The sequence below is a fragment of the Flagellimonas maritima genome (genome assembly GCF_003269425.1).
GTDB lineage: Bacteria > Bacteroidota > Bacteroidia > Flavobacteriales > Flavobacteriaceae > Flagellimonas > Flagellimonas maritima.
Genome location: NZ_CP030104.1, coordinates 2,658,389 through 2,678,529 on the forward strand (window position 1 = coordinate 2,658,389; position 20,141 = coordinate 2,678,529).

Consider the following 20,141-nt stretch of genomic DNA (forward strand, 5'->3'; position numbering starts at 1 on the left):
ACTATAATTATGGAAACAATTAATGAGTGGAAGACATTGACATTCAATTCCTTGTCTGCTATGGGTAGGGACGTGGCATTGGCCTTGCCTAAAATTATCGGGGCTTTGATCATTCTTATCATAGGATGGTTGATTACCAAAATTGTCCTTTTCCTATTGGGAAAAGTTTTGAAGCTTGCCAAAGTCAATACGTTGAGCGATAAGATAAATGAAATGGACCTTTTTGGCAAAGGGGACTTTAAAATCGACATCATTAAAGTAATTCTTGGGTTTGTAAAATGGATATTGATATTGGTATTCTTGATTGTTGCGGCAGATATATTAAGCTGGGAAATCATCTCTACGGAAATAGGGAACCTTCTTCGCTATTTACCTAGGCTTTTTAGTGCTTTGGCATTGGTGATGATAGGACTTTACATCGGCAACTTTATTAAAACAACCGTGAAAAAATTGTTTGATTCATTGGAATTCAGTGGGTCCAATATTGTCAGTAATATGCTCTTCTATATCATAGTAATCTTTATTTCCATCACCGCTCTAAACCAAGCAGGAATAGACACAACCATCATCACCAACAATATTACCCTTATCCTTGGTTCTTTTCTGTTAGCATTTGCCATAGGTCTTGGGCTGGGATCTAGAGAAATCATCACCGATCTTTTACGTTCTTTTTACACAAGAAGAACGTATGCTGTTGGCGATAAAGTAGTTATTGGGGAAACTTCAGGAACAATAGAGGCCATAGAGAACAATAGCTTGACTTTGGTAACCAAAAAAGGAAAATTTGTTATTCCCATCAAAGATGTAGTATCGGGTAGTGTTGAGATAAAATCATAATATTTCTTATTTAAAGAATGAGAAGCGGTCTAAGCAAAACTTCGTCGGAATTTGATTAATTTTGAAACCTTCAACATATAAAAAATGAGTTCAAAAAAAGGAAAAGTACAAGAATTGATTCAAGAGAAACTATTAAGCGAGCGAAAAGTATTTTTGTGGGGCCAAGTAGATGATGATTCTGCAAAACATGTTGTCGACCGCCTCATATATTTGGATTTGCAGAATAATGAGGAAATTCAGCTTATTATCAATAGTCCGGGAGGTTATGTTACCTCAGGTTTCACAATTTATGATACGATCAAGCAAATAAAGAGCCCCGTATCTACGGTATGTTCAGGTTTAGCGGCTTCGATGGGCTCTATACTATTGTCCGTAGGTGAAAAGGGAAGAAGGTTTATTCAACCACATGCTCGTGTAATGATTCATCAGCCAAGCGGCGGTGCAGGCGGTCAGGCTTCCAATATAGAAATACAGGCAAAAGAAATTATCAAGACCAAAGAGCTTGGTGCAAGAATCTTGGCTGAAAATTGCGGACAGGACTTTGATAAGATCATGAAGGATTTTGATCGCGATTATTGGATGGGAGCGGAAGAATCCGTGGAATATGGCATTGTAGACGGAATATTAGCATAACCCCTAATTAGTACTACACCCTATTAAAGGGAAAAAGTCCTTCACAAATTTTGTGAAGGACTTTTTACATATATATGGGCGCCTAAGCGGAATATTCTCTATATATACGTCAACTTTAGTACCAAAAGCTTATGATAACTCGTTAAAAAAAAGTGAAATTAAGGAGCAAGAATGTGCCAAGATAATAAGTGTTTTTTCTTTGTTCCAACAGCGCAATAGTTTAGGCTGGTCAATTTGAAGCTTTGTACTGGGATTTCATTTAAATATTTCAATTTTCCGTAATTTTAAAGCTTAATAAGAATTGGCCCTCGGGCAGGTATGGTACAGACTTCAAAAAATATAGCCATCATCGGTTCAGGTTTGGTGGGCTCCCTTCTAGCAATTTATTTAAAGAAAAAAGGACATTCCGTAACAGTATTCGATAGAAGACCGGATATTAGAACCATCGAATTTTCAGGTCGTTCCATAAATCTTGCGATGAGCAATAGGGGATGGAGGTCACTTAGAAAAGTAGGTTTGGAAGATGAAATAAAGGAAATCGCCATTCCGCTCGATAAACGTGCTATGCACGTTAATGAAAAACCTGTTTATTTTCAGAAATATGGTAAAGAAGGAGAGGCAATTTGGTCCATTTCTCGCGGTATCCTCAACAGGAGGATGATTGACTTGGCAGAAGAAGCAGGAGCACAGTTCCGATTCAATGAAAAAGTATGGGACGTTGATCTGCCAGAGGCTAAAATCTTTACGGGAGTATCTGAAAAAAGTGAATGGAAAGAATATCAATATGATTTGATTTTTGGGTGCGATGGCGCTTTTTCCAGGGTACGTCATAAAATGCAACGTCGTAGTAGGTTCGATTACTCCCAAGACTTTATAGATGTAGGATATAAAGAGCTGACCATTCCGCCCAATGAAGATGGAACACATAAACTCGATAAAAATTCCTTCCATATTTGGCCTAGGGGAAAATTTATGTTGATAGCCATGCCAAATATAGATGGAAGTTTTACCTGCACTCTGTTTTTGCCGTTTGAAGGAGATGTTTCTTTTGAAAAAATTACCAATAAAAAAGAGGCAAAGACTTTTTTCAAGACCTATTTTCCCAACGTAAGAAAAGAAATAGAAAACCTCATAGAGGATTTCTTCAAGAACCCAACCAGCGCCATGGTGACCATGAAATGTTATCCTTGGACCTACTGGAACAAAGTAGCTCTGGTTGGAGACTCGGCACATGCCATTGTTCCATTTTACGGGCAGGGGATGAACGCAGGTTTTGAGGATATTTATGAGTTGAACGAATTGATGGAAGACCACGGCGACAATTGGGAACTGATTTTTGACAAATATCAAAAAAACCGTAAACCAAATGCAGATGCCATTGCGGAGCTCAGTTATAGAAATTTTATGGAAATGAGCCATAAAACCGCAGACCCCAAATTTCTGTTACAAAAGAAAATTGAAAAAAAGTTTGCGGAAAAATACCCTGATAAATGGATACCGGTTTATAGTCGTGTAACTTTCTCGGAAAGACCTTATGCCGAAGCCTTGGCGATAGGGGATAGGCAAGAAGAAATTATGCAAAGAGTCATGTCCATGCCCGAAATTGAGTCTAATTGGGATTCTGAAGCGGTGGAAAATAAAATATTGAATTTGCTCCCAGTTGATCAAATCTAATGCCTATTTCGTATTTCCGCTTGGCGCATTGGCATATTATCCACCAATTCAAATAGTGTTGATGGTTGTACGACCATATTGTATCTGGACTTTAATTCACCGTCCTTACCTATAAGAAGAACACCCTTAAAACTTTTATCTATCCCATAATTTTTCAGTTCCTTGGAAAGTGGGGAAAGTTTGATTAGCAATAGTTCCCGTTCCTCAATCTCCTTTTTGTTCAAATCAAAAAGATTGAGCTGTTCTTGCACAGGTTCAGATTCCCAATTGGAACTGACCAAAACAACCAATCTTTTTTGCCATTTGAATGTAGCGAGGTCTTGGGAAGAGATAGTATATGTCATCAGAAAAGCAGCTATTGCAACCAAAAGTTTCATTCTTAAAAGTAAGCAATAAAAAAGCCACCCAAAAGGTGACTCTGTTTTTTATGAAAAATCTTTGGTTTAGATTTTTGCAAACATTTTTTGCATTCTTGCCTGCTCTTCTTCTGCAAGCATTGGGTCTACTAGTATTCTTCCACTATGCTCATCTGTGATAATCTTTTTGCGGGTAGCTATTTCTACCTGTATCTGTGGTGGTATGGTAAAGAAAGAACCACCTGAAGCGCCTCTTTCAACTGGAACAACGGCCAAACCATTTTTAACATTGTGGCGAATTCTCTTGTAAGCCTGTATCAAACGGTCTTCAATTTTTTCCTCAAATTCCTCGGACTTTTTCAAGAGTGCTTTTTCTTCCTTTTCCGTCTCGGCAAGAATAGCATCCAATTCACTTTTCTTATGTTTAAGGTGGCCTTCTCTTTCTGTAAGCCTCTCTTTGGTTTCGGCGATGACCTCTTTCTTCTGTTCTATTTGGGCTTTGAACTCTTTAATGTTTTTTTCTGCCAGTTGAATTTCCAGTTCCTGAAACTCGACTTCCTTGCTCAAAGAATTGAATTCGCGGCTGTTTCTAACATTTTTTTGCTGCTCGGCATATTTCTTAATGAGTGCTTTGGACTCTTCAATAAGATTTTTCTTGGCAGTAATTTCAAAATTTACCGTTTCTACATCGGTCTTCAATTTGTCCATACGCGTTTTAAGGCCGAGAACGTCATCTTCCAAGTCCTGTACTTCCAATGGTAATTCACCTCTAACATTGCGTATTTCATCAACTCTGGAATCGATAAGCTGTAGGTCATACAATGCTCTTAATTTTTCTTCCACAGTGTTTTCTTTCTTATTGGCCATATATTATAAATACTTGATGGGATTTGTTATGCTCTCCGATAAAGAGATTGCAAAATTAGGAATTTTTTTGATAAGATAATCAACCAATAAATCTTTTGTAAACTGCTCAGTTTCAAAGTGCCCAATATCAACTATCAGAAGTTCTTTTTCTGCTTCGTAAAACTGGTGATATTTTAGGTCCGCGGTAATAAATACATCGGCAGATGCTTTTTTGGCTGCCGAAATTGCAAATGAGCCACTGCCTCCTAAGACAGCTACTTTCTTTACTTTTTTATCAAGAAACTGTGAATGGCGGATAACAGATGCGTTCATTTTTTCCTTGACCAGGTTCAAAAACTGTTTTTCATCCATCTCTGTTTCAAGATGGCCCACCATTCCCATACCGATATGCTGATTGGGATTCTCCAATTTTACGATTTCATAGGCTACCTCTTCGTAAGGATGCACTTTAAAAAGGGCAGTTAGTATTTCTTTTTCCTTTTCAAAGGAGAAAACAACATTTATTTGCGTTTCCTTTTCATAATGAATCTCACCGATTTTCCCTATTGTGGGGTTTGAATCACCGCCCGCTTTAAAACTGCCTACTCCTTCTGTGCTAAAGCTGCAGTTGCTATAATTCCCAATATCACCTGCCCCGGCCCTGAATAGAGCGGATTTTATAGTGGTTGCTTTAGCTACGGGAGCATAGGTGGTCAATTTTTTTATGGTACCTGTTTTTGGGATAAGAATTTTAGGATGTTTTATGCCCAAGACCTCACAAATTTTAGCATTAACACCCATGTTGCTGTTATCTAGAGCAGTATGCATGCTATAAATTGCGATATCGTTTTTAATGGCTTTTAATACTGTGCGCTCAACATAATTATCACCTGTAAGTTTTTTGAGTCCTTTAAAAATTATAGGATGAAAACTTATGATCAGGTTACATTTTTTCTCAATAGCTTCGTCCATTACATTTTCGAGTGTATCCAATGTTACTAAAATACCTTCTACAACTGTAGCAAGGTCGCCAACAAGAAGGCCAACATTATCAAACTCCTCTGCATGGGCCAAAGGGGCAATCTCTTCCAGTATTTTTATGGTATCCTTTACGGTCATTTGAGTTTTCTTAAATATGCTAAAGATAAAATATTATATTTTCGCTTTATGCAGCAATTTCTCCGTAGAATAGCGTTTCCATTTTCACTCATTTATGCTCTGGTAGTTTTAATTAGAAACTTTCTTTACGATAATGGTTTTTTTAAGTCTATTTCTTATAAAACACCTATTGTTTGTGTTGGTAACCTAAGCGTAGGCGGAACTGGTAAAACACCAATGATAGAGTATTTGATTAGGTTATACGAAGGTAGAACCGTTGCGGTTTTAAGTAGGGGATATAAACGTAAGTCGAGTGGTTTTTTGCTTGCATCCCCAGAATCCAGTGTCACGGACTTGGGTGATGAACCGTATCAGCTTCACAAAAAATTTCCTGATATTTTTGTTGCGGTCGATGCTGACAGAAGAAATGGAATTGTAGAGCTTGAAAAACGGGTAAAACCTGATGTAATTCTTCTGGATGATGCTTTTCAGCATAGAAAAGTAAAACCAAAATATTCTATCCTGTTAACTACATATAATAATTTATACGTTGATGATTGGTATTTGCCAACGGGAGATTTAAGGGATAGCAAACTGGAAGCTGGGCGAGCGGAAATGATTATTGTTACCAAATGTCCTGAAGGATTGTCGCTTGAAAAAAAGACGGAAGTTTCACAAAAACTGAAACCTAATCCCACTCAAAAAGTATTGTTTTGCAGTTTGGTCTATAATGATGTTTTTAAAAATCCCAACAGCAGTTTAGCACCTTCAGATATAAAGGGCGTGAATACCGCTTTGGTCACAGGGATAGCTTCACCGGAACCATTGGTTTCCCACCTTAAAAATCTTGGAATAGATTTTCAACATTTTAGATATGGTGACCATCATTATTTTTCCGATCAGGAGATTGAAAAATTCAAGGATTTCAAAATCGTACTTACTACGGAGAAAGATTTTACAAGATTAGAGAGCAAATTGAGCAATGTATTTTATTTGGAAATAGCCCATAGTTTTAATGAAGATGATTACGAGACTCTAAGGCGAACGATGATAGAACTGATTTAGACCGTTCCTTCCATTCTTCTCTTAAAAATGTTTTCACCTATTTTTTGATAAAAAACTTCTGGTTTAAATGGTTTTGTAACCACATCGTTGCATCCTGCCTCATAAAAACTCTCTAGGCTATCGTCCAATGATATTGCCGTTAGTGCAATAATGGGTATATCTTGATCAAACCTGCGTATTTGGCGTGTGGCCTCTTCACCACTTATTCCCGGCATGTGTATGTCCATTAAAATAGCATCGTAGTCATTTGCCTTTGCCATATCTATCGCTTCATTACCGTTGTTGGCGATATCACAGGTAATTTCTTTTTTGGTCAGCATCTTTTTTGTGATAACCTGGTTTATTTTATTGTCCTCAACTATAAGAATATGCAATCCCTTAAATTCAAATTCCTCCGCACTTAGTTCAAAAGTAACTTGGTCTATGGCATTTGTATCACATTTTAGGTCCATTTCAAAAAAGAAGGAACTTCCATGCCCAAGTTCACTCTCTAGATGAATTTTGCTGTTAAAAAGTCCCAAAAGACTTTTTACAATAGTTAGTCCCAAACCAGTTCCGCCATATTCCCGGTTAATCTGAACGGAGCCTTGTTCAAAACTGTCAAAAATGTTTTGTTGCTGATCTTCTGAAATTCCTATTCCGTTATCCTTTACTTCAAAATAAAGTTTTACTTCATCCTCATTTTTATTGAGGAGTTTTGCAATGACTTCTACTTTGCCTTTGGAGGTGAATTTCAATGCGTTTCCAACAAGGTTCATAAATATTTGGGATATTTTAATGGGGTCTCCCAAAAGATGTTGTGGAATCTGGGGATCATAATCCAGAATAAGGGTTGTGTTTTTTTCGTGCGCATTTTGTTGTAGGGAATCTACCACATCTGCAATTACTTTATGTAGTTTGAACTCGATGTTCAAAGGTTCCAATTTCTCCGCATCAATTTTATTTATTTGAAGAATATCGTTGATGAAGTTCAGCAAATAATCTCCGGAAAATTTTAAAGATCTCAGATGATCTTTTTGATGTTCAGCAGGGTTTTCCTCAAGCAATAAGTGTGTCAGACCCGTTACGGCATATAACGGAGTTCGTAGTTCATGGGTAACCGTGGATAAAAAATTTGTCTTTGCCTGCATAGCGGAAACCGCGGAGTCCCTTGCCAACTCAAGCTCTTTGTTCTTTGTGTAGAGGAGATCGTTTGTTTTTAGCTTGATTTGATTATTCCTAAAAAGGGAAACTGCCAACAATGATATTATCGTTAAAAAAGCGGATGTAAGAATAGCCGTAATTTCAGAACGGTTTTTGGATTCACTCAGCTCTTCATTTTTGGCAGTAAGCTTGTTTATTTCGTTCATTTGGTGTTCAAACCTAATGTCCTCTGCCGTATTTGCTTCTAATTTTGCTTTTTCAATATTGAAAATGGAGTCCTTGATTCTACCAAGTGCTTTCTTGTACCGTAATGATTCATCATAGCTGGCTGTTTTTTCATAAATAATGGATAACATCTCATTGGCCATTTTTATTTGCTTAAAAAAGCTATGTTTTTCAGCAAGTTCAAGTGCCGCTTTAGAGTGTATAATGCCTTCCTCCAAATCGTTGAGATCTGTGCTTATTTTTGCCAGCTGTAGATTTGCCTTTGTCGCTAGATATGCCCTCTCTTTATCATCAGAGTTAACGATGAGGGCATGCAAATTCTTAATGGCATCTTCATAATTTGTGATATTGGTAAAAATATATGCTTCCAGCAAAAGTATATTGTTGCTCAGGTTTCTGTTGTTGCTCAACTTTCTTGATTCTTCCAACAGTTTCAATGCTTGAAAGTTGTTTCCTTCATCAAACCTTATGGCAGCTTCCATATAAAGGTGAAAAGCTTGACCATAAGAATAGGATAGGCCCTTTAAAAGGATACTTGCTCTATCCCAATAGAACATAGTGGTCTCACGATTTTCTTCTTCCAAAAAAAGTCTTGCATATTGGTGATAGGTATCCAACAAAAGCTTGGCGTCTTCGTTATTTTCAGCTATTTCTGCTGCTTGATCCAAGGTTTCTAGAGCTTTGTCAACTTTGTTTTGGTGGCGGTACGTAGTAAAGTTGTCAAAAATGGACTGTACTTTTGCTGCTGAGCTGATGTCTTTCTGTCCGTAACAAAGATTGATGGGCACAAAAAGATAGAGCATAACCAATATTATACTATAAATATTCTTATATATTGAGCTCGAAGTCAAACGTAGTTTTTCTTTATAAGTAATGCTATTAAATCAACAATTCTGGAACAATATCCAGTTTCATTATCGTACCATCCTATTATTTTCACCATTCTTCCAATAACGGAGGTCATTAAAGAATCAAACGTACAAGAGTAACAACTATTGTTTATATCAATAGAAACAATAGGATCTTCAGTATAGCAAAGTACGTTTTTAAGCTCATTATTGGCGTAATATTTAAAGGTATGGTTTATTTCCTCAATGGAAATTACTTCTTTAACATTGAAGGTAATGTCCGTTAATGAGCCATTTGGTACTGGAACCCGTATGCCACAGCCACCAATAACGTCTGCCAATTGCGGAAATACTTTTGTCAGCGCTTTTGCAGCCCCAGTGGTTGTAGGTATAATGGATTGCCCCGCGGCTCTAGATCTTCTTAAATCTTTATGTGGCCTATCATGTAAACTTTGATCGGACGTGTAGGAATGTATTGTGGTAATATAGGCTTGCTCAATGCCACAAAGTTCATCGATTACCTTGATCATGGGCGCTGCATTATTGGTTGTACATGATGCGTTGGATACGATGTGGTCTTCTGGACCGATAATGGCTTCATTTACGCCAATTACAACCATTTTAATGGTGTCATCCTCGGGTGGTACGGATAATATGACTTTTTTTGCACCGTTCTTTAAATGATGTTCCAATGAAGCTTTTGTTTTGAACTTGCCAGAAGCTTCTACAACAATATCAACATTGTGTATGCCCCAATCTATAAATTGAGGTTTATCAAAATTTGTTATGGTAATTTCTTTACTATTGACGATAATTTTACTCTCGTTCGAGCGAATATCATCATGGGAAGTTCCATGTATGCTGTCGTATTTTAGGAGATGCGCCAAGGTTTTGGCATCACTTAAATCGTTTATTGCAACAACATTTATACAATCATGCGCTTGAAGCAATCGAAATAAAGTTCTTCCAATACGCCCGAAACCATTTATGCCAATATTGACTTGTTTCATGGAATAGAATTAAAAGATTGGTTATTGCTAGTGAATGTGTTTGTGCGCTTTATATGAAGAACGAACCAAAGCACCACTTTCCACATGCCTAAAGCCCATTTTTAATCCAAGTTCCTCATAATTTTTAAATTGCTCCGGCAAGATAAACTCCTTTACTGGTAAGTGTTTTTTAGAGGGTTGCAAGTACTGTCCAATAGTGATTACGTCCACACCTACACTACGTAAATCCTCCATAGTTTTTATGACCTCTTCTTCCAGCTCGCCTAGACCGAGCATAATTCCCGATTTGGTACGATTTGCACCATTTTTTTTGAGATATTCAAGGACACCTAAACTTCTTTCGTATTTAGCTTGTATACGAACTTCCCTTGTAAGTCTTTTTACAGTTTCCATATTATGTGAAATCACCTCTGGAGCAACTTGGATAATCCTATCCAAATGGGTTTCAATTCCTTGAAAATCAGGGATTAGTGTTTCTAGCGTAGTTTCAGGGTTCATCCTGCGAATGGCCTTTACGGTTTCGGCCCAAATAATGGAACCCATATCTTTTAAATCATCCCTGTCGACCGAAGTAACCACGGCATGCTTTATATCCATGATTTTTATAGAACGCGCAACCTTCTCAGGTTCTGCCCAGTCTACGCTTTCCGGTCTTCCCGTTTTAACGCCACAAAAGCCACAGGAACGTGTACATAGATTCCCCAGAATCATGAACGTAGCTGTCCCTTCGCCCCAACATTCACCCATATTGGGACAACTGCCAGACGTGCAAATGGTATGCAAATCATATTTGTCAACAAGACCTCTTAGTTGTGTATATTTTTTTCCTGTCGGAAGTTTTACCCTAAGCCATTTTGGTTTTCCTTTTGGAGGAAGAACGTTGTCTATAACAGCTGTGCTCATAAAAAGAAGTTTGATTTACAAAGATACAAAACACTTGAGGAAACATTCGGAGAGTGGAAGAAATCACTTTTCTTTAATAATCTCTGAAAGAAGCTTTTTCGCCCGTAACAATTTTACTTTGACATTGTTAAGGGGTTCGTTGAGTTTCTTTGCAATTTCAGCGTAGCTCAGTTCATTAAAGTATCTTAAATTAATTACTTTTTGATAATGGGGCTTTAGTTTTTTAATATCCTGCAAAAGATTGGCAAGGTTCTGCTCTATGATAAGTTGGTCTTCAGCAGAGGGGGTTTCGTCCAAAACTTTTTTAACAATATCTCCATGACTGGAAATCTCATTCAAAAGATTTCTTTTTCTTTTACGAATTAGGTCAACGTGAAGATTTTTTGAGATGGTAATAAGCCAAGTCTTAAATTCGTATGAATCGTCGTAGGAGTGTATTTTATCAAATGCTTTTGAAAATGTTCTGATAGTTATATCCTCGGCATCATTTTCATTTTTTGTCCTTTTAATTTGAAAGCCATAAACTTCATTCCAAAAGGTATCTAAGAGATTGCTAAAAGCAATTTGATTTCCATCTTTTGCTTTTTTAATAATTTCCTGAATGGAGTCCTCCGTTTTGCTCAAATACTTGATTTTACTAGAAAGAAGTTAAAAAAAGTTTATTGTAGATCTGGTACAGTGTCTTTTTTACAATCTTGTTCGGCTGGTAGCTTTCCGCAATATCCACAGGCTTCACCATCTTTGTTGAGGTATGGATTTTGACTTGCGCAAGTACCTGAAAATTCACCATCCTTTTTGGACCATATTTTTATTGCTATGCCCGCAAAAGCGACGGCAAGAATGCCTATGGTCAATAATACTAATTTCATATCCAGATTTTGGGCAAAGTTACGAATATCTTGCCTAAAGGTATTGGAGTTTAATGATACTTTGGTCTTAGGGTTTTAATAAGAAATGTTGGCAACAATATTCTTGACCGTAGGGGATGAGTTTCCTCCTTCGGGCTCAATGGTGATGTAGCCTATTGCATTTTCAGCATAGGGTAAAGGTAAAAGCTTGTTTTTATCATCCCATTCCTTTATAACGCCGAGATTGACCAATTCGCCATTGACTTCTGCCCACATCTGAAAACATTTATTTTCTGGAAGTTCAGGGAGATTGCTCACATTGATATAGGATAATTTTTTAACAGGATTTATGTAAGCTACGGCCTTAAGGTCCTTTGCTTCCTTTTTCCCTCTTAATGTATATTTTTTTGTATCAGGATTGTTAAGAACGATAAATTGGTTCCTCACATCCTCCAATTGAGTCTTCATAACTTCTTCAAGGTTCTTCATTTTATTGGAAACCAATGTATTTTCTTCTTGTAACGCTTTATTTTGATTCCAAAAGAAAACTGAGGACCCTGCAAAAATCATTATCGCTATACTGGCGGCAATAACATAACGGAACAGCTTTCTTTTTACTATCCGCTCTTTTTTAGCACTTTGCAGTATAATTTGCTTGAGACCTTCAGGAGTTTTTCTTGCATACATTTTCGCAAAAGTTTCCAAGTTATTCTGTAACTCGTTATAATCATCGCGAACTTGGGGATACATGGCAATATACCTTTCTGCTTTAAGGGTTTCTTCTTTTGTAGAATCACCCAATAAATACTTTTCCAATATATCGGTATCCAAGAATTTTTGTATTTTTTCTTTCATAACAGTAATAGTATTAAAAGTAACAAAGTCATTGATGTTCCATAAATTTTCCCGAGTTCCCTTAGGCCAATTTTCAATCTCGATTTAACGGTTCCCAAAGGAATGTCCAATTCTTCGCTTGCTTCTTGTTGGGTCATCCCCTGAAAAAATAGCGCTTCTAAAACAATTTGATATTTAGGTTCTATTTTCTCCAGATTTTCTTGAACGTCCATCAACTCTGGTCTTATTGCGCTTACTCCTAAATTATATACGTCTGAAACATCTATCTGGACTTCTTTGTCAGATTTATTGTTAATACTTCTTAGCTTATCTATCGCCGTGTTTCTTATGATACGAAACAGCCAGGTAAAAAGCTTTGCTTTGGATGCATCGTAAGAATCAGCTTTTTTCCAGATTTTAATGAAACTTTCCTGCAATACGTCTTGTGCAAGGTCGCTATTTCTTACCACTTTAAATGCTACTCCATAAAGCGTGTCTCCATAATGGTCATATAGAAGGGATATCGCTTTTTCATCCTTTTCCGCAAGTAGTGAAACAATATGTTTTTCAATTAGTGTACTCATTCATGGGGTTATTAAGGTAAGATTTTACGGGGCTTAAAATCTAAAACAACTTTTATATCGTATGTACTACAACAACGCTAAGTTAGAAAAAGGATTATGTGTTAGCGGTAATTACAGTAGCAAAGCGACAATATTAATTTAAAATTTTTGGTTAGTTTGGTTTGGTACGACCCCTGTTATCTACTTGATGCAGGGGTTATTTTATGATATTTACTTCTGCGTTGATGGTTATCTTAAATTTTTCTTTTACCTCTTTTTGAATCTTTTGTGCCAGTTCAAATACTTCCTCACCACTTGCATTTCCATAATTTACGAGTACCAGTGCCTGTTTCTCATGAATCCCTGTTTCTCCAAATCGCTTGCCTTTAAAACCACATTGTTCAATTAACCAACCTGCAGGTATTTTATATTCATCTTCGGAAATCTCGTAAAAAGGGATATTTGGATTATCTCTTTTCAATTTTTCAAAAATTTTCTTTGAAACGATTGGATTTTTAAAGAAACTGCCACTATTACCGATTTCTTTTGGGTCTGGTAGCTTACTTTGGCGAATGGTTATTACGGCCCTGGATATATCATGGATAGTGGGATAAATTACTCCTTGTTTTTTCAGTTCTTCCTCAATAGCACCATAACCGGTATTCAATTTATGGTTCTGCTTGGTCAATTTAAAGCTTACGGAAGTAATGATGTACTTGTCTTTTGCTTCATTTTTAAAAATGGAATCCCTGTAACCAAACTTACATTCATCTTTGTCGAAAGCAATCAATTCCCCACTTTCTATTTCCATTGCTGTACAACTTTGAAATACATCTCTGAGCTCAACTCCATAAGCACCTATATTTTGTATGGGCGCAGTTCCTGTGTTACCGGGAATTAGCGAAAGGTTCTCCAATCCGCCGTAACCATTTTCCAAACTCCATAATACCAGTTCATGCCAATTTTCACCGGCCATAACCTTTATGATTACATCATCATTGGTTTCTTCAATAATAGATATGCCTTTTAAATTTATGTACAGAACAAGGGCATCAATATCTTTTGTGAGCAACATATTGCTTCCACCACTTATAATGAACTTTTTTGGATACGCTTCCAGCTCAAGTACTTTCTGTAATTGTGCCAGACCAATTATCTCTATAAAAAAACGTGCTATTACATCAATACCAAAAGTATTGTAGGGCTTAAGGGATATGTTTTCCTTTATATTCACTAAGCTTTATAGGTTTTCAATGCGATTCCCAACAGTTTTACTGCAGTCACAAGTTGTTCTCTTTCAAGAACATAGGCTATCCTAATTTGATTTTTGCCGAGTCCTTCAGTAGCATAAAAACCTGCTGCTGGCGCAACCATTACGGTTTTTCCGTCCATTTCAAACTTTTCAAGAAGCCATTGCGCAAAATCATCCGAATTTGAAACGGGCAATTCAACAATACAATAAAATGCGCCTTGCGGAACAGCTACTTTAACGCCTTCCAGTTTTTGGAGTTCCGAAACCAAAATATTTCTTCTTTCAACATACTCTTCAATAACATCATCAAAGTACTCCTGCGGGGTCTCTAGGGCGGCTTCGCTGGCTATTTGTGCAAAAGTGGGAGGGGAAAGGCGTGCCTGTGCAAATTTTAGGGCAGTTCCCACTACGTTTTTATTTTTAGATACCAGGCAACCGATACGGGCCCCGCACATGCTATATCTTTTTGATACCGAATCGACAATGATTGCGTGTTGTTCCAAACCTGGCTCTTGTAAAATGGAGTAATGCTTACGTCCATCATAGGCGAATTCCCTGTAGACTTCATCCGCTACCAGAAAAATGTCGTGTTTTTTGACCAATTCCGCTAATTGTTTTATCTCTTCCTTACTGTACAAGTAGCCCGTAGGATTCCCGGGATTGCAAATTAGGATAGCCTTGGTCTTAGGTGATATCAATTTTTCAAAATCGGCTATAGGAGGCAATGCAAAATTGTTTTCGATAGTAGAAACAATAGGAACCACACGTACACCTAGAGCAGTTGCAAAACCATTATAGTTGGCATAAAATGGTTCTGGGATTATGATTTCATCATCGGCATCCATAATTGTTCCCATTACAAAGGAAAGTGCTTCAGAGCCTCCAGTGGTAACTATAATGTCTGAAGAAGAAACATTGATATCATTTTTGGCATAATAATCAGCTAATTTTTTTCTGTATGTTTCCGAACCTTCGGTCATGCTGTAGGCAAGAACTTCAATGTTGTGGTTTCTTACCGCATCCAAGGCCAACTTTGGAGTCTTTATATCTGGTTGACCAATATTTAGATGAATTACATGAGTGCCTCTTTTTTTAGCATCTTCAGCATAAGGAACCAATTTTCGTATTGGTGAAGCTGGCATATGCGTCCCTTTTTCAGATATACTTGGCATGTGTTGAAATTTTAGCAAAAATGATAAAACCTATACTTGAAAACAACTGATTATGCCATTATTTCCATGGTTGCCGTAATGTTAAATTAACGTTAGGGTTCATATTATTTTGTATATTGAATAGGTATAACCAGTTATAAGTAAGCAAATTGAAAAAAAACCTACACATATCCATGCTTCTTTTGGTACTGTTCCCCTTTTTGGTAGTTGCCCAAGGATACAAATTGCCAAAGCACCAAAAATTTCAAAAGATCAAATTTGAACTGATCAATAACCTCATATTAGTTCCTTTACAAGTTAATGGGGTAGAGCTTACTTTTGTACTGGATTCTGGGGTGAGCAAACCAATATTGTTTAATCTTTCCGATAGGGATTCTGTACCAATCAATAACGTTACCGAAGTAACCATAAGGGGTTTGGGAGATGGAGAACCCATGAAAGCTCTTAGTTCCAAAGGAAATAAATTTACATTGGGAAAAGCCAAAAATTATAATCAAGATCTTTATGTGGTTTTGGATAAAGGCATCAATTTCTCCACTTCTTTGGGTATACCTGTTCATGGAATCTTAGGATACGACCTATTTAGAGATTTTATTGTTGAGGTCAATTATCATGGGAAAAATATAAAATTGCACAATCCTGCACTTTATGATTCAAATCCCAAGACAAAATCCCAAACACTTCGCATGTCCATAGAAAAAAGGAAGGCATATGTAGAAGGCATTGTTTTAATGAGTGATTCGGACGATGTTCCTGTTAAATTACTCGTAGATACAGGGAGTAGTGATGCACTCTGGCTCTTTCACGAACCTGAGAAAGGGTTGGATATACCGGAAAAACACTACGAAGATTATTTGGGAAGAGGGTTAAGTGGCGATATTTTTGGTAAACGTACCAAAGTGAACGGTATAAAGATTGGGGATTTTGAACTCAAGGATGCCAAAGCAGCTTTCCCATATCGCAAATCTTTTGGACATATTAAGAATTTTGGCGACCGTAATGGAAGCGTGGGTGGAGAGATCTTAAAAAGATTTAATATAATCTTTGACTATTCACGAAATCAGCTCACACTAAAAAAGAATGGAAATTTTAAAGCACCGTTCCAATATAATCTTGCAGGTATAGAACTACAACACAACGGACTCAGATATATTGCCGAGAGCCTTGCAGATTCAAACGGTATAGTAAGGAATGACGATGCTTCTTTCGGTAATGTACAGATTTTGCTGGAAAACAAAACAAGATTGAGCCTTGTTCCAGAAATCATTGTTTCTGGTATAAGGGCGGGAAGCCCTGCCGCAGAAGCCGGCTTACTGGAAGGTGATGTAATACTGGCAGTGAACGGTAAACGGGTTCATCAGTATAAACTCCAAGAAGTATTAAAGATGCTGAACGATAAGGAAGGAAAGCGAATACGCGTCTTAATAGAACGTTACAACAGGGATTTGTTGTTCTCTTTTGTGCTTAAGAAAGTATTTTAAATAAAAAAAGCCTTTCCATAATTACTGGAAAGGCTCTTGCATCTTGTTTCACTTATTATTTGGCTCCTTCTCCTTTAACGGTTCCTTTTATTTTAAGGATTTTTGTAGGAGTATCGGCATTGGATGTTACCGTTATCGCTTTTCTGATAGGTCCAACCCTTTTTGTATCATACTTCACTTGAATTTCACCAGTTTTACCAGGTAAAATTGGACCTTCGGGCTTTTTTGGAATTGTACATCCGCAGCTTGATTTAACATCACTGATTACCAATGGAACACTTCCAGTATTGGTGAACTCAAAGACTCGAACACCATCACTGCCTTTTTCTATTTCGCCGTAATCAACGGTTTCACTTTTAAATTCAATCTTTGCTGTTTCCTGAGCGTAGATTCCTAACGAGAGAAATCCAACGAACAACATGAGTACAGTTTTTTTCATCATTTCTAGTTTTGGGTGAATTTCAAAAGTAAATGTTTTCACACCTCCTTCCAAAATTCTTTTGTTATGTAATAACGTTACTTATTTTTGTTTCGTATTTCAGAATTGTTTTTGCATAAGGTGTTACGTTAATTTAAATTGCTAGTCCTTTTCAAAAAATCAATTCTGATACCCTTTATACAAAAACTATACCGAAAAAATGGAAATTCCATCAAAATATAACCCCAGTAACGTAGAAGAACAGTGGTATTATTACTGGATGAAGAATAATTTTTTTAGTTCAAAACCAGATAACAGAGAACCATACACTATAGTTATACCACCACCAAATGTGACAGGTATATTGCATATGGGCCATATGCTCAACAATACCATACAAGATGTACTCATTCGCAGAGCAAGGCTTTTGGGCAAAAATGCATGTTGGGTGCCCGGTATGGACCACGCATCAATTGCTACAGAGGCCAAAGTTGTTGCTAAGCTCAAAGATGAAGGCATTTCTAAAGAAGATTTATCCAGGTCGGAATTTATGAAACACGCTTGGGACTGGACCAATGAATATGGGGGTGTAATTCTTCAGCAATTGAAGAAACTGGGTTGTTCCTGTGACTGGAACAGGACCAAATTCACTATGGATGACGATATGTCAGCCTCGGTACTGAAAGTTTTTGTCGATTTATATGAAAAAGGCCTGATTTATAGAGGATATCGAATGGTCAATTGGGACCCAGAAGCCAAAACGACCCTGTCAGATGAAGAAGTGGTTTATGAAGAAAGACAAGGGACATTGTATTACTTGGTCTATGACATTGAAGGATCGAATGAAAAAGTAACCATCGCCACTACCAGACCTGAGACAATTTTAGGGGATACCGCTATTTGCATTAATCCAAATGATGATAGATACCACCATTTAAAAGGTAAAAAGGCAATAGTACCCATTTGTAACCGTATTATACCCATAATCGAAGATGACTATGTCGATATTGAATTTGGAACGGGTTGTCTTAAAGTAACTCCTGCACATGATGAAAATGACAAGAATTTAGGAGATAAGCATGGTTTGGATGTAGTGGATATTTTTAATGAAGATGCTACACTCAATTCTTATGGGCTACACTATCAGGGAAAAGACAGGTTCATAGTCCGAAAAGAAATCTCAAAAGAGCTTGAGGACAAAGGATATTTGGTAAAAACAGAACAGCACTTAAATAAAGTAGGTACCTCAGAACGCACCAAAGCGGTAATTGAACCCAGACTTTCGGATCAGTGGTTTCTTAAGATGGAAGATTTGGCCAAACCCGCTTTGAACAGTGTTCTGAAAACGGGCGACGTAAAATTATATCCCAAAAAATTTGAAAACACCTACCGTCATTGGATGGAGAACATTCGCGATTGGAACATATCCCGTCAGTTATGGTGGGGACAACAGATTCCGGCATACTATTATGGCGATGGTAAGGAGGATTTTGTAGTAGCTGAAACAAAAAGCGAAGCTCTCGAGAAGGCAAGATCCAAAAATCCTAAAATTCAAGAATCGGATTTACGGCAAGACCCAGATGTATTGGATACTTGGTTTTCATCATGGTTATGGCCCATAAGCGTTTTTGGAGGTATTTTAGAACCAGAGAATGATGAGGTAAATTATTATTATCCTACAAGTGATTTGGTAACTGGCCCGGACATCCTTTTCTTTTGGGTCGCCAGAATGATTGTTGCAGGGTACGAGTACCGTGAAAAGCCACCTTTTAAAAATGTATATTTAACGGGATTGGTAAGGGATAAACAGCGCCGAAAAATGTCCAAGCAATTGGGCAATTCACCAGATGCATTGAAATTGATTGAAAATTTTGGAGCTGATGGAGTTCGTGTTGGGCTTTTATTGAGTTCTGCAGCTGGCAATGATTTAATGTTCGATGAATCACTTTGCCAACAAGGGAAAAACTTCTCCAATAAGATTTGGAATGCCTTTAGATTGGTAAAAGGATGGGAAGTTGCTGATTTACCACAACCAGAAGCATCCAAAATTGGTATAGATTGGTATACTGCCAAATTCAACCAAATTCTTATCGAAATAGAGGACCACTTTTCCAAATATCGAATTTCAGATGCATTAATGGCAACATACAAATTGGTCTGGGACGATTTTTGTTCTTGGCTATTGGAAATAGTGAAACCTGCATACCAACAACCAGTGGACGAAACTACATTTGATGCAGTGATTCATTTGTTTGAACAAAACCTTAAGTTATTACATCCCTTCATGCCATTTTTAACTGAGGAAGTTTGGCAGCATATTAGCAAAAGAACACCAGAGGAGGCACTTATTGTTTCCAACTGGCCAAAAACCGCAAAAGTTGATTCCAAGTTGATTGATGAATTCAATTTTGCGGCTGATATAGTATCTGGTATCCGTAACATTCGAAAGGATAAAAACGTTCCTCAAAAAGAAACCCTAGAACTATCGGTCTTAAACAACGAAGGCGTGAATGCTTCAATGAATCCTATCATCACCAAATTAGGTAATATCTCTACATTGAGAACAATTGAAAACAGTTTGGACGGAGCTTTGAGCTTTAGGGTAAAGAGCAACGAATATTTCATTCCAATAGCAAGTGCCATAAATATTGGGGAAGAGATAAAAAAAATTACAGAAGAGCTGAACTATACCAGAGGTTTTTTAAAATCGGTCCAAAAGAAATTGGCCAATGAACGTTTTGTAAATAATGCCCCAGAACAGGTAGTAGCTACCGAAAAGAAGAAAGCAGATGACGCTGAAGCTAAAATTGAAACCTTGGAAAAGAGTTTGGCTAGTTTATCATGATTTGTTTTATAGAGGACCAAGGGCCAAGAATTCATAACGATAAGGGTCAAGAAAAGGTCTTGTACCCTGATTCTCTTTTGTAGAGCAGTC

The 20,141-nt window shown here is 37.2% G+C and carries 19 protein-coding genes; 6 read left to right on the forward strand and 13 right to left on the reverse strand.

What is annotated here, in order from left to right; translation table 11 throughout:
• Nucleotides 1–9: 9 nt before the first annotated feature.
• The 3 genes from HME9304_RS11725 (at nucleotide 10) to HME9304_RS11735 (ending at nucleotide 3,144) form a co-directional block, all read left to right on the forward strand.
• On the forward strand, nucleotides 10–837 hold the full coding sequence (locus HME9304_RS11725; protein WP_112378779.1) for a mechanosensitive ion channel family protein: 828 nt from the start codon (nucleotides 10–12) through the stop codon (nucleotides 835–837).
• 84 nt (nucleotides 838–921) lie between these two features.
• A complete protein-coding gene (locus tag HME9304_RS11730) occupies nucleotides 922–1,470 on the forward strand; it encodes a ClpP family protease (RefSeq protein ID WP_112378780.1) in 549 nt (182 codons plus the stop codon).
• 318 nt (nucleotides 1,471–1,788) lie between these two features.
• A complete protein-coding gene (locus tag HME9304_RS11735) occupies nucleotides 1,789–3,144 on the forward strand; it encodes an FAD-dependent oxidoreductase (protein WP_112378781.1) in 1,356 nt (451 codons plus the stop codon).
• Here the strand turns inward: HME9304_RS11735 and HME9304_RS11740 are convergent.
• The 3 genes from HME9304_RS11740 to HME9304_RS11750 all read right to left on the reverse strand — a co-directional run bounded on the left by HME9304_RS11740 (nucleotide 3,141) and on the right by HME9304_RS11750 (nucleotide 5,465).
• Nucleotides 3,141–3,521, reverse strand: a complete 381-nt coding sequence (locus HME9304_RS11740; RefSeq protein WP_112378782.1) for a DUF4174 domain-containing protein — start codon at nucleotides 3,519–3,521, stop codon at nucleotides 3,141–3,143. The genes HME9304_RS11735 and HME9304_RS11740 overlap by 4 nt on opposite strands.
• A gap of 66 nt (nucleotides 3,522–3,587) precedes the next feature.
• Entirely contained in the window at nucleotides 3,588–4,367 is a 780-nt protein-coding gene (locus HME9304_RS11745) for a zinc ribbon domain-containing protein (protein WP_112378783.1), read from the reverse strand.
• A gap of 3 nt (nucleotides 4,368–4,370) precedes the next feature.
• A complete protein-coding gene (locus HME9304_RS11750; RefSeq protein ID WP_112378784.1) occupies nucleotides 4,371–5,465 on the reverse strand; it encodes a Nif3-like dinuclear metal center hexameric protein in 1,095 nt (364 codons plus the stop codon).
• Nucleotides 5,466–5,513: 48 nt separating this feature from the next.
• Between HME9304_RS11750 and lpxK the strand changes: the two genes are divergently transcribed.
• Nucleotides 5,514–6,509, forward strand: coding sequence for a tetraacyldisaccharide 4'-kinase (gene lpxK / locus HME9304_RS11755; RefSeq protein ID WP_112379806.1), 996 nt, complete (start codon nucleotides 5,514–5,516; stop codon nucleotides 6,507–6,509).
• On the opposite strand, the gene HME9304_RS11760 is transcribed toward lpxK, so the two are convergent.
• The 9 genes from HME9304_RS11760 to HME9304_RS11800 form a co-directional block, all read right to left on the reverse strand.
• Nucleotides 6,506–8,680 (reverse strand): hybrid sensor histidine kinase/response regulator, encoded by a 2,175-nt coding sequence (locus HME9304_RS11760; RefSeq protein ID WP_112378785.1) that lies wholly within the window; start codon nucleotides 8,678–8,680, stop codon nucleotides 6,506–6,508. The two genes, lpxK and HME9304_RS11760, sit on opposite strands and share 4 nt — an antisense overlap.
• Nucleotides 8,681–8,724: 44 nt before the next feature.
• Nucleotides 8,725–9,735, reverse strand: coding sequence for a type I glyceraldehyde-3-phosphate dehydrogenase (gene gap / locus HME9304_RS11765; RefSeq protein ID WP_112378786.1), 1,011 nt, complete (start codon nucleotides 9,733–9,735; stop codon nucleotides 8,725–8,727).
• A gap of 27 nt (nucleotides 9,736–9,762) precedes the next feature.
• Nucleotides 9,763–10,638 (reverse strand): lipoyl synthase, encoded by an 876-nt coding sequence (gene lipA / locus HME9304_RS11770; RefSeq protein ID WP_112378787.1) that lies wholly within the window; start codon nucleotides 10,636–10,638, stop codon nucleotides 9,763–9,765.
• A gap of 63 nt (nucleotides 10,639–10,701) precedes the next feature.
• A complete protein-coding gene (locus tag HME9304_RS11775; protein WP_112378788.1) occupies nucleotides 10,702–11,262 on the reverse strand; it encodes an RNA polymerase sigma factor in 561 nt (186 codons plus the stop codon).
• Nucleotides 11,263–11,297: 35 nt separating this feature from the next.
• Nucleotides 11,298–11,507: a membrane or secreted protein gene (locus HME9304_RS11780; RefSeq protein WP_112378789.1), complete on the reverse strand. Its 210-nt coding sequence runs from the start codon at nucleotides 11,505–11,507 to the stop codon at nucleotides 11,298–11,300.
• 75 nt (nucleotides 11,508–11,582) lie between these two features.
• Nucleotides 11,583–12,341: an anti-sigma factor gene (locus HME9304_RS11785; RefSeq protein WP_112378790.1), complete on the reverse strand. Its 759-nt coding sequence runs from the start codon at nucleotides 12,339–12,341 to the stop codon at nucleotides 11,583–11,585.
• A complete protein-coding gene (locus tag HME9304_RS11790; RefSeq protein ID WP_112378791.1) occupies nucleotides 12,338–12,904 on the reverse strand; it encodes an RNA polymerase sigma factor in 567 nt (188 codons plus the stop codon). The genes HME9304_RS11785 and HME9304_RS11790 overlap by 4 nt, the downstream gene beginning before the upstream one ends.
• A 196-nt stretch (nucleotides 12,905–13,100) precedes the next feature.
• Nucleotides 13,101–14,117: a UDP-N-acetylmuramate dehydrogenase gene (gene murB / locus HME9304_RS11795; protein ID WP_112378792.1), complete on the reverse strand. Its 1,017-nt coding sequence runs from the start codon at nucleotides 14,115–14,117 to the stop codon at nucleotides 13,101–13,103.
• Nucleotides 14,117–15,307 carry a pyridoxal phosphate-dependent aminotransferase gene (locus tag HME9304_RS11800; RefSeq protein WP_112378793.1) on the reverse strand — a complete coding sequence of 397 codons (1,191 nt, stop codon included), beginning with the start codon at nucleotides 15,305–15,307 and terminating at the stop codon, nucleotides 14,117–14,119. The genes murB and HME9304_RS11800 overlap by 1 nt, the downstream gene beginning before the upstream one ends.
• 149 nt (nucleotides 15,308–15,456) lie before the next feature.
• Between HME9304_RS11800 and HME9304_RS11805 the strand changes: the two genes are divergently transcribed.
• Nucleotides 15,457–16,788 (forward strand): aspartyl protease family protein, encoded by a 1,332-nt coding sequence (locus HME9304_RS11805; RefSeq protein ID WP_313789975.1) that lies wholly within the window; start codon nucleotides 15,457–15,459, stop codon nucleotides 16,786–16,788.
• A gap of 55 nt (nucleotides 16,789–16,843) precedes the next feature.
• Here HME9304_RS11805 and HME9304_RS11810 read toward each other — a convergent pair whose 3' ends face one another.
• Nucleotides 16,844–17,230, reverse strand: a complete 387-nt coding sequence (locus HME9304_RS11810) for a DUF1573 domain-containing protein (RefSeq protein WP_112379807.1) — start codon at nucleotides 17,228–17,230, stop codon at nucleotides 16,844–16,846.
• A gap of 196 nt (nucleotides 17,231–17,426) precedes the next feature.
• On the opposite strand from HME9304_RS11810, the gene HME9304_RS11815 reads away from it, so the two are divergent.
• On the forward strand, nucleotides 17,427–20,051 hold the full coding sequence (locus HME9304_RS11815; protein WP_112378795.1) for a valine--tRNA ligase: 2,625 nt from the start codon (nucleotides 17,427–17,429) through the stop codon (nucleotides 20,049–20,051).
• Nucleotides 20,052–20,141 lie beyond the last annotated feature (90 nt).